Here is a 15,899-nt window from a genome sequence, read left to right as displayed (position 1 = left end):
TGCTCCCGCTCGGCTGCGAAGCAGTCGTCGTTTTTGGGGCCGCTTCGCGACCCAGCGGGAGCAAGCTCCCTCGCCACAAAAAGCCCCTCGAATCTCCAGAGTTACTGCTTGCCCAACGCAAAGTTGGGCAACTCTCCCACCGGTTGATTGAACTGGTAGGGAATCGATACCAGCCCCAATCCGGTATTGCGCTGCACCACGAAATGCAGGTGCGGGCCCGAACTGTTGCCGGTATTGCCCGACAACGCCAACGGCGTGCCCACTCCGACCCGCTGCCCTTCCCGTACGCTCACCGAGCCTTTCTGCAGGTGCAGGTAGACGCCCATCGTCCCGTCATCGTGCAGTACTCGCACGAAGTTGCCCGAAGGGTCGTCCCCGCGGCCGGTCTGCTGATTTTCAGTCTTGATCACCACGCCTCCGCGCGCCGCGATGATCGGCGTGCCTTCGGGCATGGCGATGTCCATGGCGTAGCGGTTCTTCGGGCCGTAATGGCTGTATTGGCCGTTGGCCCCCTGGCTGAGCCGGAACGGCCCGCCACGCCACGGCAGCGGGTACTGATAGGCCTGCGCCGTGCCGGCAGGGTCGCCCAGGGAATATTCGAACCGTGGGGTGTACACCAGGGGCCTGCCAGGCTGCGTGGCCGTGAGCAGCGCCAGGCGCAGGTTGCTGCGCGCCGGCAGCACCCGCCGAATCGGCCGGCTCGGCGCACCGATGACATTGCGCACCCCAGTGAAACTCAACTCGATCTCCACCGGCGCATACAAATCGTTGCGCACGAACACCGCATCCCCGCCCTTCTGCTTCTTGATATCAAGAAAGACCTGTCGCTCCAGGCGCTCGACCATGCGGTCGCGGAACACGAACACCTGAGCGCCCTTGCTGGGACGGTCACTGTAGGACACCACGCCATTGGCGTCGGTGGATTTGTAGATCGTCATGGCCATGGCCGAAGTGGAGGCCAGGACCAGACCGCAGGCGAACAGCAGGGGCGCGAGCATGGGCAAAGGTTCTGTCGAAAAATGAAGGCCTGAACAGCAGCCTAGCAGCTGGGATGGACCAGCGTAGTCGACGGATGTTTCAAAATGGGTTGGTGGGAGACCGATGGCCCCATCGCGAGCAGGCTCGCTCCCACAGTTGGTCTCAGTGAACATTGGATCTGCATTCAGCGCAGATCCAATGTGGGAGCGAGCCTGCTCGCGATGACGGCCTGACAGGCGCCGCCGGGGATCAGGCGCCAGGCACGAAGTGCTTCTGCGCCGTACCGCGGGCGATCAGGCGGGAGATGTAGTCGAGTTTCTGCGGGTCTTTGTCGACGAAGCGGAACGTCAGTTGCAGCCATTCGCTGTCGGGCGTCTGTTCATGGGCGACGATGGCGTGCAGGTAGCCATTGAGACGAGCGGTTTCGGCGTTGTCGCCCTGCTCCATGTCCAGCACCGCGCCTTCGAGTACTTGCGGCAGGGTGTCGGAGCGCTTGACCACCAGCAGCGCTTCCTTGAGGCTCAAGGCCTTGATCACGCATTGCTGGGTGCCGCTGGACAGGCGCAACTGGCCTTGGCCACGGTTGGTCGTCGAAGCGGCGGCGGCCGGTGCCTTGACCGGCGGGCTGTTGAGCAAGCCACGAGCGGCTGGGGCCGGCGCAGGGGCAGGGGCGGCAGGCGCCGAAGCAACCGCCGCAACTGGAGCCTTACCGCCCGTCAGGGCGCTCAAGGAATCATTGCCAAACGCCGAGTTCATCTTGGTCGGGGCACTGTTCATCAGCGTGTCGAGCTTGCCGACCTTATGCAGGGCCTGCTTGACCTTGGTCAGCAACTGTTCGTTGGTGAATGGCTTGCTGACATAGCCGGAAACGCCGGCCTGGATCGCCTGGACGACGTTTTCCTTGTCGCCGCGGCTGGTGACCATCACGAACGGCATGCCCTTGAGGGTGTCCTGCTGGCGGCACCAGGTCAGCAGTTCCAGGCCGGACATTTCCGGCATTTCCCAATCGCACAGCACCAGGTCGAACGCCTCGCGAGCCAGCAGGGCCTGGGCTTTCTTGCCGTTCACCGCGTCTTCGATGCGCACGCCCGGGAAGTAGTTGCGCAGGCACTTCTTCACCAGGTCACGAATGAACGAAGCATCGTCCACGACCAACACACTGACCTTACTCATCCAGATACACCTCTAAAAAATCCCGGCAAGCATACCGCTTTTACTGATGGCACATTGCCAAAAAACCTTCAGTCACGCCGGGACTTTTCGTTCGCGGGGTGCTGCTGTCGATTAAAAAAAACCCAAAAAAAAGCCCGACCAGAAGGCCGGGCGCTTTTCTTGGCAATCTTACTTATCGTCAGTTTCGCCCGGAACATTAGCGTTTTCGGACGGGGTGCCCTCAACTTCTTCCTTCATGCGCTTGAGCCCCAGATGCCGCACATCGGTACCGCGCACCAGATAAATGACAAGTTCCGAGATGTTGCGCGCATGATCGCCGATACGCTCCAGAGAACGCAGCACCCAGATAATGCTCAACACCCGCGAGATGGAACGCGGATCTTCCATCATGTAGGTCGCCAGCTCGCGCAGGGCCGTCTTGTATTCGCGGTCGATGATCTTGTCGTACTGGGCCACCGACAGCGCCAGGTCGGCGTCGAAGCGGGCGAAGGCGTCCAGTGCATCGCGGACCATGTTGCGCACCTGGTCGCCAATGTGGCGAACCTCGACGTAACCGCGCGGCGCCTCGCCCTCTTCGCACAATTGGATGGCACGACGGGCGATCTTGGTGGCTTCGTCGCCGATCCGCTCAAGATCGATCACCGACTTGGAGATGCTGATGATCAGGCGCAGGTCAGAAGCAGCTGGTTGACGACGGGCCAGGATACGCAGGCACTCCTCGTCGATGTTGCGCTCCATCTGGTTGATCTGGTCATCGATTTCGCGCACCTGCTGGGCCAGGCCCGAATCGGCCTCGATCAGCGCGGTCACCGCGTCGTTGACCTGCTTTTCCACCAGCCCGCCCATGGCCAGCAAGTGACTGCGTACTTCCTCCAGCTCGGCGTTGAACTGTGCGGAAATGTGGTGAGTAAGGCCTTCCTTCGAAATCATCTTGTTCGCTCCGCGAAAGTTGCAAGCTTCAAGCTGCAAGCTTCAAGCAGTTAAATGTTGATCCTGATAGCACAGCGCGGCTATGCAGCCGCCTCGACTAGCCGTAACGACCGGTGATGTAGTCCTCGGTCTGTTTCTTGGCCGGATTGGTGAACAGCGTATCGGTATCGCCGAATTCCACCAGTTTGCCCATGTACATGAACGCGGTGTAGTCGGAAACCCGCGCAGCCTGTTGCATGTTGTGGGTCACGATGACGATGGTGAACTTGGACTTGAGCTCGTAGATCAGCTCTTCGACTTTCAGCGTCGAGATCGGGTCCAGGGCCGAGCAGGGCTCGTCGAGCAGCAGCACTTCCGGTTCTACGGCGATGGTGCGGGCGATCACCAGGCGTTGCTGCTGGCCGCCGGACAGACCGAGGGCCGATTCATGCAGGCGATCCTTGACCTCATCCCACAGTGCAGCGCCCTTGAGGGCCCATTCCACGGCTTCGTCGAGGATGCGCTTCTTGTTGATGCCCTGGATGCGCAAGCCGTAGACCACGTTCTCGTAGATGGTTTTCGGAAAGGGGTTGGGCTTCTGGAACACCATGCCTACGCGGCGACGCAGCTCGGCCACGTCTTCGCCCTTGCGGTAGATGTTGTTGCCGTAGAGGTTGATTTCGCCTTCAACGCGGCAACCGTCAACCAGGTCGTTCATGCGGTTGAAGGTACGCAGCAAGGTGGACTTGCCGCAGCCCGACGGGCCGATGAACGCGGTGACGCGCTGTTTCGGGATGTTCAGGCTGACGTCATACAGCGCCTGCTTCTCGCCGTAAAACAGATTCAGGCCGGGCACTTCGATGGCCACGGTTTCCTGGGCCAGGTCCAGGCTCTGCTTGTCGCGGCCCAAGGCCGACATGTTGATGCCGTGTGTATGTGCTTCGTGTTGCATGGGAGGCTCCCTGTGCTAACAAATTCGGTTCGGTTGACCACTGAGTGGCCATGCCAATCTGTGTATTTGTGGGAGCGCGCCTGCTCGCGATTCAGGCGACTCGGTTGGCGTTGAACCGAGGAGATGCCATCGCGAGCAGGCTCGCTCCCACAGAAAATCAATGTGTAATCAGCTATCCAGTGCCTTGTACTTCTCGCGCAGGTGATTACGGATCCATACCGCCGACAGGTTCAGTATCGCGATCACCAGCACCAGCAGCAGCGCCGTGGCGTACACCAGCGGCCGTGCCGCTTCGACGTTCGGGCTCTGGAAGCCCACGTCATAGATATGGAAGCCCAGGTGCATGATCTTCTGGTCCAAGTGCAGGTACGGGTAGTTGCCGTCCAGTGGCAGCGACGGGGCCAGTTTCACCACGCCCACCAGCATCAGCGGCGCCACTTCACCGGCGGCACGGGCCACGGCGAGGATCATCCCGGTCATCATCGCCGGGCTCGCCATCGGCAGGACGATTTTCCACAGGGTCTCGGCCTTGGTCGCGCCGAGGGCCAGGGAGCCTTCGCGCACGGTCCGCGGGATCCGCGCCAGGCCTTCCTCGGTGGCGACGATCACCACCGGCACCGCCAGCAGTGCCAGGGTCAGGGACGCCCAGAGCAGGCCCGGGGTACCGAAGGTCGGTGCCGGCAAGGCTTCGGGGAAGAACAAGCGGTCGACCGAACCACCCAGCACGTAGACGAAGAAGCCCAGGCCGAACACACCGTAAACAATGGCGGGAACCCCCGCGAGGTTGTTCACCGCGATGCGGATCAGGCGGGTCATCGGGCCTTGGCGGGCGTATTCACGCAGGTAGACCGCCGCCAGCACGCCGAACGGCGTCACGATCATCGCCATGATCAGGGTCATCATCACGGTGCCGAAAATCGCCGGGAAGATGCCGCCTTCGGTGTTGGCTTCACGCGGGTCGTCGCTGAGGAATTCCCAGACCTTGCTGAAGTAGAAACCTATCTTGGTGAACGTGCCCATGCCGTTTGGCTGGTAGGCGTGCACCACTTTGCCGATTTCGATCTCCACTTCCTTGCCGTTGGCATCGCGGGCCGTCAGGCTGTCGCGGTTGAACTGCGCATGCAGGTCGGTCAGGCGTGCTTCGATGTCCTTGTAGCGGGCGTTGAGTTCGGCACGCTCGCTTTCCAGGTCGGCCTGTGCCGAAGCGTCGAGCTTGCCGTCCAGCTCCAGTTTGCGACCGTGCAGGCGGACACGCTCCAGGCCGGCATTGATCGCACCGATGTCGACTTTTTCCAGGGTCTTGAGCTCGGCGGCCAACTGGTTGACGCGCTGTACGCGAGCCTGCAGTTGCGGCCAGGCGGCCTCGCCCTCGGCAATGACCTTGCCGCTTTCCTTGACGTTGACCAGGTAACCGTAGAAGTTGCCCCACTCACGACGCTCGATGGCCATCAGTTCCGGCGGCGTGGTCTGGTTGGTCAGCCAGTCGCCGACGATCCAGGTGAAATCGGTGCCGTTCAGGTCCCGGTTGCCGACCTTGATCAGTTCGCGGGTCATGAACTCGGGGCCTTCGTCCGGCACCGGCAGGCCGGCGCTTTTCAGGCGCTCGCGGGGTACTTCTTCTTTCTGCACGACTTCGCCGACCACCAGGTGCGCAGGCATGCCCGGCACGTTGTAGTTGGCGTGGATCAGGTCCGCCGGCCAGAAGTGGCCCAGGCCGCGCACAGCGATCACCGCCAGCAGGCCAATGGTCATGATGACCGCGATGGACACCGCGCCACCGCTGATCCAGACGCCGGGGGCGCCGCTCTTGAACCATCCTTTCAGGGAGTTCTGTTTCACAGACTTCTACCTTCCTTAAAGCGCCGAATATTTCTTGCGCAGACGCTGACGGATCAGCTCGGCGAGGGTGTTCATGACGAAGGTGAACAACAGCAGCACCAGTGCCGACAGGAACAGCACGCGGTAATGGCTGCCGCCGACTTCCGACTCAGGCATTTCCACCGCCACGTTGGCCGCCAGGGTGCGCAGGCCTTCGAACAGGTTCATTTCCATGACCGGCGTGTTACCGGTGGCCATCAGCACGATCATGGTCTCGCCCACCGCACGGCCCATGCCGATCATCAGCGCCGAGAAGATGCCGGGGCTGGCGGTGAGGATCACCACGCGGGTCATGGTCTGCCACGGCGTGGCACCGAGGGCCAGGGAGCCCAGGGTCAGGCCGCGGGGCACGCTGAACACCGCGTCTTCGGCGATGGAATAAATGTTCGGGATCACCGCAAAGCCCATCGCCAGGCCGACCACCAAGGCGTTGCGCTGGTCGTAGGTGATGCCCAGGTCATGGGAGATCCACATGCGCATGTCGCCGCCAAAGAACCAGGCTTCCATGTAGGGGCTCATGTACAGCGAGAGCCAGCCCACGAACAGGATTACCGGGATCAGCAGGGCGCTTTCCCAGCCGTCCGGAACCCTCAGGCGAATGGATTCCGGCAGGCGGCTGAAGGCGAAACCGGCGACCAGGATGCCGATTGGCAGCAACATCAGCAGGCTGAAGATGCCCGGCAAGTGCCCTTCGACGTACGGCGCCAGGAACAGGCCGGCGAAGAAACCGAGGATCACTGTCGGCATCGCTTCCATCAGCTCGATCACCGGCTTGACCTTGCGGCGCATGCCCGGGGCCATGAAATAAGCAGTGTAGATCGCCGCGGCAACCGCCAGCGGCGCGGCCAGCAGCATCGCGTAGAACGCCGCTTTCAAGGTACCGAAGGTCAGTGGCGAGAGGCTCAGCTTGGGTTCGAAGTCGGTGTTGGCGGCGGTTGATTGCCAGACGTACTTGGGTTCGTCGTAGTTTTCGTACCAGACCTTGCTCCACAACGCGCTCCACGAAACTTCCGGATGCGGGTTGTCCAGCGTCAGCGGTTGCAGCTTGCCGCCTTGTTCCACGATCAGGCGGTTCGCCCGGGGCGACATGCCGAACAGCCCCTGGCCGTCGACCACCTGGTCCACCAGCAGGGTGCGGTGGGCGGTGCTGTGGAACACGCCGAGCTTGCCGGCGGCGTCGAGGGCAACGAAACCTTTGCGGCGTTCTTCGGCGCTGATCTCGACGATCGGCGCGCTACCCATCTGGAAGGTACGAATCTGTTTGAAGCGCAACTCGCCATCCGGATCGCGCGCCATGAACCACTGGGCCAGGCCACCCTTGGAGTCGCCGATGATCAGCGAGATCCCGCCCACCAACTGAGTGACGGCGGTGACTTGGGCGTCGGCGTTCTCCAGCAGTTTGTAGCGGCCGTTGAGGCTCTTGTCCCGCAGGCTGAACACATCGGCCTGGGCACGCCCGTTGACCACATACAACCATTGCTGGCGTGGGTCGACGAAGATGTTTTTCACCGGCTCGGTCATCTGCGGCAGGTCGATGCGGGTCTGTTCGCTGGTGACCTCACCGGTCATCATGTTCTCTTCGCTGGTGAGCGACAGCACGTGCAGTTGGGCACCGCTGGAACCGGCCAGCAGCAGGGTCGAATCGGTGGCGTTGAGGCTGACATGTTCCAGGGCCGCGCCCTGTTCGTTCAACGTGATCGGCGTCTCGCCATAAGGGTATTCGACGGCGGGCGAGATGGTTTTCTTGCCGTCCGGGTAGGTGACTTTATAAGTGTGGCGGAACACCAAGGCCTGGCCGTTGGACAGACCGATTGCCACCAATGGGCTGCCGGGCTGGTCTTCGCCAATGGAGGTCACGCTGGCACCGGCCGGGATCGGCAGGTCGACACGGCGCAGTTCGGCACCGCTGCTGATATCGAAAAACAGTGCCTGGCCCTTGTCGGAAACCCGCATGGCGACTTGGTTCTGTTCTTCGATGGAGATCATCAGGGGTTTGCCGGCGTCTTGCATCCAGGCCGGAGTGATCGAATCCTTGGCGGTCAGGTCCGCACCCTGGAACAGAGGCAGCACCACGTAGGCCAGGAAGAAGAAGATCAACGTAATGGCGGCCAGGACGGCCAGGCCGCCAACCAGGACGTACCAGCGGGTCAGGCGATCCTTGAGCGCACGAATACGGCGCTTGCGTTGAAGCTCAGGCGTATTGAAGTCAATGCGCTTGGGAGGGGAAGTCGTAGTCATTGTGGAGTTGGCCAGATCATTCATGCGCACACCCTAGCGATCCTGTATGACAGAAAGATGACAGTGCAGTGACGCAACAAATCCGCCGCCGGAGGGAACCGGCAGCGGACAGGAAATTTGTCTGTGGGAGTGAACCGGCTATCGCGAGCAGGCTCGCTCCCACAAGGTCCGGGCTAGGCCGGATTATTACTTCTTGGCGACGTTGCCGCCTTCTTGCAGCCCCAGGTCAGCCAGTGCCTTGGCGGCGACTTTGGCAGGTACCGGGATGTAGCCGTCCTTGACCACGACTTCCTGGCCTTGCTTGGACAGGATCAGCTTCACGAACTCGGCTTCCAGCGGGGCCAGAGGCTTGTTCGGTGCCTTGTTGACGTAGACGTAGAGGAAACGCGACAGCGGGTACTTGCCGTTCAGGGCGTTTTCTTCAGTGTCTTCGATGAAGTCAGTGCTGCCTTTCTTGGCCAGGGCCACAGTCTTCACGCTGGCGGTCTTGTAGCCGATGCCCGAGTAACCGATGCCGTTGAGCGAGGAACTGATCGACTGCACGACCGAAGCCGAGCCGGGTTGTTCGTTGACGTTTGGCTTGTAGTCGCCTTTGCACAGGGCTTCTTCCTTGAAGTAGCCGTAGGTGCCGGATACCGAGTTACGACCGAACAGTTGCACTGGCTTGTTGGCCAGGTCGCCGGTCACACCCAGGTCACCCCAGGTTTTAACGTCGGCTTTACCGCCGCACAGACGAGTGGACGAGAAGATCGCATCGACCTGTTCCATGGTCAGGTGCTGGATCGGGTTGTCCTTGTGTACGAATACCGCCAGGGCGTCCACGGCAACCGGGATAGCGGTTGGCTTGTAGCCGTATTTGGTTTCGAAGGCCTGCAGTTCGTTGTCCTTCATCTTGCGGCTCATCGGGCCCAGGTTGGCGGTGCCTTCGGTGAGTGCGGGCGGCGCGGTGGAGGAACCGGCGGCTTGAATCTGGATATTTACGTTCGGGTATTCTTTCTTGTAGTTCTCGGCCCACAAGGTCATCAGGTTCGCCAGGGTATCGGAGCCGACGCTGGACAGGTTGCCCGATACACCAGTGGTCTTGGTGTAGCTCGGGATCGCAGGGTCAACAGCGGCAACCGCGTTGGCAGTCGCAACGCCAGCAGCGACAAAAGTCATTGCCGCCATCAAACGCTTCAGTTTCATGCCTTACTCCTAGCAGATAGGGTGTGTTAAGTCGGCAAAGTATCGATAAGCCGTGTGAACACTCTATGGCTGAAATATGACAATTGGATGAAAGGCCAGCATTGAGTTTTGCAGGATGATTCATGCGGACCCAATCGCGAGCAAGCTCGCTCCCACAGGGGATTCGCGGTGAACGCAGCATCCATGTGGGAGCGAGCCTGCTCGCGATGAAGCCAGTGCAGTCAGTAAAAGATTCGGACCTAGCGCCCCTTCTTCCAGAGATAACCACCCACCGCAATCCCGATCCCGCAGATGACCGCCACGTAATACGCCGGCCCCAGCGGGCTTTCCTTGAGCAGCAGAGTGACGATCATCGGGGTCAGGCCGCCGAAGATCGCATACGCCAGATTGTAGGAGAACGACAGGCCACTGAAGCGCACCACCGCCGGGAACGCCTTGACCATGACATAAGGCACCGCACCGATGGTGCCCACCAGCAGCCCGCTCAGGGCATAGAGCGGAAACAGCCATTCGGGGTGGTCGAACAGGCTGTGGTAGAACGTCCAGGAGATGATCAGCAGCAAGGTGCTGCCAAACACGAAGACCCGCCCGGCGCCGAAACGGTCGGCCAGTACGCCGGAGCCGATGCAGCCAAAGCTCAGGAATACGATCGCCAGGCTGTTGGCCTGCAAAGCCGTGGTCGGGCTGAAGTGGTACACCGTCTGCAGCACGGTCGGGGTCATCAGGATGATCACGATGATGCCGGCCGACAGCAACCAGGTCAGCAGCATCGAAATGGCAATGGCGCCACGATGATCACGCAGTACCGCCCGCAGCGGCACTTCCTCGGCCAGGGCCTTGCGCAGTTGCAGCTCGGCGAACACCGGGGTTTCGTGCAGCCAGCGACGCAGGTACACCGAAAACAGCCCGAACACACCGCCGAGCAGGAACGGAATCCGCCAGGCGTAATCGGCCACTTCCAGCGGCGTATAGAGGCTGTTGATTGCGGTGGCGACCAGCGAACCCAGCAAAATCCCCGCCGTCAGGCCGCAGGTCAGCGTGCCGCAGGCATAGCCGATGTGACGCGCCGGAACGTGTTCGGAAACGAATACCCAGGCGCCCGGCACTTCTCCGCCGATGGCCGCCCCCTGGATCACCCGCATCAGCAAGAGCAGGATGGGTGCCCACATGCCGATCTGCGCATAAGTGGGCAACAGGCCCATGATCAGAGTCGGCACGGCCATCATGAAAATGCTCAGGGTGAACATTTTCTTGCGCCCCAGCAGGTCGCCGAAGTGGGCCATGATGATCCCGCCCAGCGGCCGGGCCAGGTAACCGGCGGCGAAAATGCCGAATGTCTGCATCAAACGCAGCCACTCGGGCATTTCGGCAGGGAAGAATAATTTGCCGACTACGGTGGCAAAGAACACGAAAATGATGAAATCGTAGAATTCCAGCGCACCGCCCAGGGCAGAAAGCGACAGGGTCTTGTAATCGTTGCGGGTCAGTGGACGTGCCGGTTGTGCGGGCGTCGCCGTGCTCGAAGGCGCAGTGGTCATGGCAAGGGCTTCTCTTATAGTCGGTTCTGCAACCCTGAAGACACGGGTTGGGGGCCTGGGCAGGTCCGGCACGATAGCAAATTGTTCAAAAAAGCACATAGAGGCGCGTATTTGACAGTCGAAATCAGAACCGAGTGGTCGTCTCGACGTCTATCGCCCGATATACTCGCAACCTTGCAGTACTCTGTAAGGGGTTGCTGTGCGAAAACGTCGTTGGGGGAGTAGTACCAGAACCAGCCGGTTTCGCAGAGTTTCCCTTTGGCACGCCTTTACGAAAAACGTGACGAACGCAGCATGTTCGGGCTGAATCGTTTTTTACAAAGACGGCTATTCACCTGAAGCACAAGACAGCGTTACGGGTCAGAGGCACCCCCGGCATGATAGAACTCGAACAAGAAGATCCAATCCCGCAAGGCGACCTGGCCCTGCAAATCACCGCGCTCCCTCGCGAGACCAACGGCTTTGGCGATATTTTCGGCGGCTGGCTGGTGTCCCAGATGGACCTGGCCGGCACCGCCATGGCCAGCAAAGTGGCTGGCGGACGCGTGGCCACCGTGGCGATCGATCGCATGGCGTTCCTGGTACCGGTGGCGGTGGGTGCGCAGCTGTCCTTTTATACCCAGGCGCTGGAAATCGGCCGCAGCTCGATCCAGATGATGGTCGAGGTCTGGAGCGACGACCCGCTGTCCAGTGAGTGGCGCAAGGTGACCGAGGCGGTATTTGTCTTCGTCGCCATCGACGGCAGCGGTCGCACCCGCTCGGTTCCGCCGCGCGCTCGTTAAACACCACGGCCGTTTTGCGGTCCATTGCAGTCCCTGTTCTCGAGCGAGATTTGCAACATGCCTACGCCCAACGTCGAAGCCGTCAAACTGGATGAACTCAATGCCTGGCGCATCCGCCACGGTCAGGCCGAGTTGCTGGTGGCCCAACAAGGCGCGCATATCCTCAGCTATCAAGTGGACGGCCAGCCGCCGCTGATCTGGCTCAACGACCAGGCCACGTTCAAGACCGGCAAGAGCATCCGTGCGGGCGTGCCGGTGTGCTGGCCATGGTTCGGCAACCTGACGCGCAACCCCGACAGCGTACAAGCCATGCGCGTGAGCAACGATCCAGCCACCGCCCATGGCCTGGTGCGGGCGATGGACTGGGAGTTGAAGGGCATCGAAACCGAAGGCGAGAGCCTGAAGGTGGAATTTGTGCTGCCCTATCCCGAGAACGGTCTCTCGGGCTGGCCGCACCAGGTGGACCTGACGCTGACTATCGTGATGGACGAGCAGTTGCACATCCACCTCACCAGCCATAACCGTGGCAGCGAAACCGTCAGCCTCAGCCAGGCGCTGCACAGCTATTTCGCCGTGAGCGACGTGCGCAACGTGCAGGTCGAAGGGGTGGATGGCTTGAGCTACATCGAGACCCTGGACGACTGGAACACCCATACCCAGGCCGGCAACCTGCACTTTGCCGGCGAAACCGACCGCATCTACCTCGATACCCCGCCGACGCTGAGCATCCTTGACCCGCACTGGGAACGCCGGATCGAACTGACCAGCAGCGGTTCGCGCTCGGCGGTGATCTGGAACCCCTGGACCGAACGCGCCAAGGCCTTCAGCGACATGGCCGACGATGGCTGGCAGCGCATGTTGTGCATCGAGACAGCGAATGTAATGGACGATGTGGTGACGTTGTTGCCACAGGCCAGTCATACCCTGGGCGTGAGCATCGGTAGCAAGCCGCTCTAAGCCACACCACAAATCCCTTGTGGGAGCGAGCCTGCTCGCGATAGCGCTGCACCAGTCAATGCAGATGTCGACTGTCAGCCCGCTATCGCGAGCAGGCTCGCTCCCACAGTGGAACTACGCTGGCGCTACAGATCCGCCTCCTGCACCACCCTCACCTTCTCCGCATCCAGCGCATACGCCGCACTCGCCAAATCGTTGTCGACCTTTTCGATCTTCAACGTGCCCGTTACCCAGAGCGGCGTATAGATGTCGTCCAGCTTCAAGCCCTTGGGATAGCGCACCAACACCAGTTGATTAGGCGGCGGTGGCGGGACGTGGATGCAGGCGCCCGGGTAAGGCACCAGGAAGAACAGCGTGCTACGGCCCTTGGCATCACTTTCCAGGGGCACCGGGTAACCGCCGATACGAATGTGCTTGTCATTCATCGACGCCACGGTCTTGGTCGAATACATCACCGCCGGCAAGCCCTTGCTCTGCTTCAGGCCGCCTTTTTCGGTGAAGGTGCCGTTGGCTTCCGGGGAGTTGTGGTCGATCTCGGGCATGGCCTCGAGGGCTTTCTGGTCCGACTTGGGCATCAGTTCGAGCCAGTCGGTTTCCGGCAGTTCGGCAGCATGGGCCAGGCCACTGCCCAGCAAAAGAAGGGTCAACACTAGACGGCGCATGAAAGGGCTCGGCAATGAGTAGGAAGTGCAACGCCGGGCATTCTAGCCCCCTCTGCGCGCCACGCAGAGAGGGCTTTGTCGCATTTGAATCAGTTTCTTTTGATCAGGCCGTAGATCACCAGCAACACAATCGCGCCCACCAGGGCACCGATGAAGCCCGCGCCTTGACCGGCCTGGTAGATGCCCAGGGCCTGGCCACCGTAAGTGGCTGCCAACGAACCGCCGATACCGAGCAGGATGGTCATGATCCAGCCCATGCTGTCATCGCCTGGTTTCAGGAAGCGTGCCAGCAGGCCAACGATCAAGCCGATAAAAATGGTTCCGATGATTCCCATGGCATTTCCCTCTGGTTGGATAGCTATGGCCAAAGCCTAGTCAGACTTTGGCACTTAGCCATGAGAGAGATTAGCCGACGAATGGTTCCACCGTCGTTCCAGATTATTGTTCGGCGATCAGCGTCTCGACCTTGATGATCTGCTGAGCCAGCGTGGCCCGGTCAGCGCAGCGCAGGTTGGCGTGACCGACCTTGCGTCCGGCCTTGAACGCCTTGCCATAGTGGTGCAAATGGCAGTCAGCGATCGCCAGGACTTTCTCGCTATCCGGGACCTTGCCGATGAAGTTGAGCATTGCGCTCTCACCGACCTTGGCGGTCGACCCCAGCGGCAGCCCGGCCACCGCCCGCAGGTGGTTTTCGAACTGGCTGCACTCGGCGCCTTCGGTGGTCCAGTGCCCGGAATTGTGTACCCGAGGCGCGATTTCGTTGGCCTTGAGGCCGCCGTCCACTTCAAAGAACTCGAACGCCATCACGCCGACATAATCGAGCTGCTTGAGCACCCGGCTGGAGTAGTCCTCGGCCAGGGCCTGCAACGGGTGATCGGTGCTAGCGACAGACAGCTTGAGGATGCCGTCCTTGTGGGTATTGTGCACCAGCGGGTAGAAGCGGATTTCACCGTCGCGGGCCCGCACGGCGATCAGCGAGACTTCGCCGGTGAACGGTACGAAGCCTTCCAGCAGGCAACCCACGCTACCAAGCTCGGCAAACGTACCGGCCACGTCTTCAGGGGTGCGCAGGACTTTCTGGCCCTTGCCGTCGTAACCCAAAGTGCGGGTCTTGAGCACGGCCGGCAGGCCGATGGCGGCAACGGCGGCGTCCAGGTCGGCCTGGGATTGAATGTCGGCGAAGGCCGGCGTGGGGATGCCCAGGTCCTTGAACATGTTCTTTTCGAACCAGCGGTCGCGGGCGATGCGCAAGGCTTCGGCACTCGGGTAGACCGGGACGAACTGGGACAGGAAGGCCACGGTTTCGGCCGGGACGCTTTCGAACTCGAAGGTCACCAGGTCGACTTCATCGGCCAATTGGCGCAGGTGATCCTGATCGCCGTAGTCGGCCCGCAGGTGTTCACCCAGTGCCGCGGCGCAGGCGTCCGGCGCCGGATCCAGGAAAGCGAAGTTCATCCCCAGCGGCGTACCCGCCAGGGCCAACATGCGACCCAACTGGCCGCCACCGATTACACCGATCTTCATTCGTCAACAACCTCAGGCAATACGTGGGTCTGGATTGTCCAGGACACTGTCTGTCTGTTCAGCGCGGAATTTTTTCAGCACGGTATGAAATTCTGGATGCTTGGCGCCCAGGATGCTTGCCGACAGCAGGGCCGCGTTGATCGCACCGGCCTTGCCGATGGCCAGGGTAGCGACCGGGATGCCGGCCGGCATCTGCACGATCGACAGCAGCGAATCGACGCCCGAGAGCATCGAAGACTGGACCGGCACGCCCAGCACCGGCAGGTGGGTCTTGGCCGCACACATGCCTGGCAGATGGGCGGCGCCACCGGCACCGGCGATGATCACCTCGATGCCACGCGCCTCGGCCTCTTCGGCGTACTGGAACAGCAGGTCCGGGGTACGGTGGGCGGAGACCACTTTCACCTCGTAAGGGATGCCGAGCTTTTCCAGCATATCGGCGGTGTGGCTAAGGGTGGACCAATCGGACTTGGAGCCCATGATCACGCCAACCAGTGCACTCATCGTCGTGCCTCTTCTCTCTGGGCGCCCGCAGGCGCGTCAAAAAACAACAAGCCACGCAGGAAACCGGCGTGGCTTGTTGTACGAATTATGGCCGGGTGAACCGACCGAAGGCCGGGCAGTATACCGAAAATGGTGCGTTAAACGCACTTTCGCCGACCATCTGTCATTTGCGCTGAAACGGCGGTTTTATTGACTCGCAGGTCAGCAGAACAGCAACACAAATCCCCTGTGGGAGCGAGCCTGCTCGCGATGGCGGTATGTCGGTCAACATCTGCATTGACTGATACACCGCCATCGCGAGCAGGCTCGCTTGTATGTTTAGACTTGAAGGGGTGGGCGGGACTAAAAGCTCGATTCCGACTCTAGCCAGTACGGACCGTGGGAGACTTCTCGTTCCGCCCTTTCTACCTAAAGCGCCGATAAGGAATTCATCGGTAAAACCGACGATAGAGGCAAGCCAGCGCAAAGGTAGACCCCGACAAGCACCTAAACCCTAGCTCCGAGGATTCGTCATGACAATCCTTAACTCACCAACGGTTATTGGTATCGATGTAGCGAAGGCCGAAATCGTCGTTTACCGCGAAGACCTGAAAATCACTCAAGCCATCGCCAACCACCG

Annotated in this window: 14 protein-coding genes; 2 read left to right on the top strand and 12 right to left on the bottom strand. The window is 61.0% G+C overall.

All coding sequences use genetic code 11. The features are described from left to right. Positions 1 to 101: 101 nt before the first annotated feature. The 8 genes from DTP52_RS29785 to DTP52_RS29745 all read right to left on the bottom strand — a co-directional run bounded on the left by DTP52_RS29785 (position 102) and on the right by DTP52_RS29745 (position 10,851). On the bottom strand, positions 102 to 998 hold the full coding sequence (locus tag DTP52_RS29785) for a peptidoglycan DD-metalloendopeptidase family protein (RefSeq protein WP_109756530.1): 897 nt from the start codon (positions 996 to 998) through the stop codon (positions 102 to 104). Between the two features lie 229 nt (positions 999 to 1,227). Next, positions 1,228 to 2,151: a response regulator gene (locus DTP52_RS29780; RefSeq protein WP_109756529.1), complete on the bottom strand. Its 924-nt coding sequence runs from the start codon at positions 2,149 to 2,151 to the stop codon at positions 1,228 to 1,230. A 168-nt stretch (positions 2,152 to 2,319) separates the two neighbouring features. Then, complete coding sequence (gene phoU / locus DTP52_RS29775) at positions 2,320 to 3,081, bottom strand: phosphate signaling complex protein PhoU (protein WP_109756528.1); 762 nt, start codon at positions 3,079 to 3,081, stop codon at positions 2,320 to 2,322. Positions 3,082 to 3,178: 97 nt separating this feature from the next. Further along, positions 3,179 to 4,012 (bottom strand): phosphate ABC transporter ATP-binding protein PstB, encoded by an 834-nt coding sequence (pstB, locus tag DTP52_RS29770; protein WP_072411200.1) that lies wholly within the window; start codon positions 4,010 to 4,012, stop codon positions 3,179 to 3,181. A gap of 168 nt (positions 4,013 to 4,180) precedes the next feature. Beyond that, positions 4,181 to 5,851 (bottom strand): phosphate ABC transporter permease PstA, encoded by a 1,671-nt coding sequence (gene pstA / locus DTP52_RS29765; protein ID WP_109756527.1) that lies wholly within the window; start codon positions 5,849 to 5,851, stop codon positions 4,181 to 4,183. Positions 5,852 to 5,866: 15 nt separating this feature from the next. After that, complete coding sequence (locus DTP52_RS29760) at positions 5,867 to 7,900, bottom strand: ABC transporter permease subunit (protein WP_176689601.1); 2,034 nt, start codon at positions 7,898 to 7,900, stop codon at positions 5,867 to 5,869. A gap of 414 nt (positions 7,901 to 8,314) precedes the next feature. Next, positions 8,315 to 9,313: a phosphate ABC transporter substrate-binding protein PstS gene (locus tag DTP52_RS29755; RefSeq protein ID WP_109756525.1), complete on the bottom strand. Its 999-nt coding sequence runs from the start codon at positions 9,311 to 9,313 to the stop codon at positions 8,315 to 8,317. A 239-nt stretch (positions 9,314 to 9,552) separates the two neighbouring features. After that, positions 9,553 to 10,851, bottom strand: a complete 1,299-nt coding sequence (locus DTP52_RS29745; RefSeq protein ID WP_109756523.1) for an MFS transporter — start codon at positions 10,849 to 10,851, stop codon at positions 9,553 to 9,555. A gap of 377 nt (positions 10,852 to 11,228) precedes the next feature. Between DTP52_RS29745 and DTP52_RS29740 the strand changes: the two genes are divergently transcribed. Both DTP52_RS29740 and DTP52_RS29735 read left to right on the top strand, forming a co-directional pair. Then, complete coding sequence (locus DTP52_RS29740; RefSeq protein ID WP_003177184.1) at positions 11,229 to 11,633, top strand: acyl-CoA thioesterase; 405 nt, start codon at positions 11,229 to 11,231, stop codon at positions 11,631 to 11,633. A gap of 57 nt (positions 11,634 to 11,690) precedes the next feature. Then, entirely contained in the window at positions 11,691 to 12,590 is a 900-nt protein-coding gene (locus DTP52_RS29735; RefSeq protein WP_109756522.1) for a D-hexose-6-phosphate mutarotase, read from the top strand. A gap of 125 nt (positions 12,591 to 12,715) precedes the next feature. On the opposite strand, the gene DTP52_RS29725 is transcribed toward DTP52_RS29735, so the two are convergent. The 4 genes from DTP52_RS29725 to purE all read right to left on the bottom strand — a co-directional run bounded on the left by DTP52_RS29725 (position 12,716) and on the right by purE (position 15,280). Further along, positions 12,716 to 13,252, bottom strand: a complete 537-nt coding sequence (locus DTP52_RS29725) for a DUF3299 domain-containing protein (RefSeq protein WP_109756521.1) — start codon at positions 13,250 to 13,252, stop codon at positions 12,716 to 12,718. A gap of 89 nt (positions 13,253 to 13,341) precedes the next feature. After that, positions 13,342 to 13,587 (bottom strand): GlsB/YeaQ/YmgE family stress response membrane protein, encoded by a 246-nt coding sequence (locus DTP52_RS29720; RefSeq protein WP_003187057.1) that lies wholly within the window; start codon positions 13,585 to 13,587, stop codon positions 13,342 to 13,344. A gap of 103 nt (positions 13,588 to 13,690) precedes the next feature. Beyond that, the gene (locus DTP52_RS29715; protein WP_109756520.1) at positions 13,691 to 14,776 is read right to left on the bottom strand and encodes a 5-(carboxyamino)imidazole ribonucleotide synthase; all 1,086 of its coding nucleotides are present in this window, start codon (positions 14,774 to 14,776) and stop codon (positions 13,691 to 13,693) included. A gap of 12 nt (positions 14,777 to 14,788) precedes the next feature. Then, positions 14,789 to 15,280 (bottom strand): 5-(carboxyamino)imidazole ribonucleotide mutase, encoded by a 492-nt coding sequence (gene purE / locus DTP52_RS29710; RefSeq protein ID WP_109756519.1) that lies wholly within the window; start codon positions 15,278 to 15,280, stop codon positions 14,789 to 14,791. Positions 15,281 to 15,899 lie beyond the last annotated feature (619 nt).

Source organism: Pseudomonas sp. 43mfcvi1.1 (assembly GCF_900115935.1).
Taxonomy (GTDB): domain Bacteria; phylum Pseudomonadota; class Gammaproteobacteria; order Pseudomonadales; family Pseudomonadaceae; genus Aquipseudomonas; species Aquipseudomonas bijieensis.
This window is presented reverse-complemented; position numbering and strand designations above follow the sequence as displayed.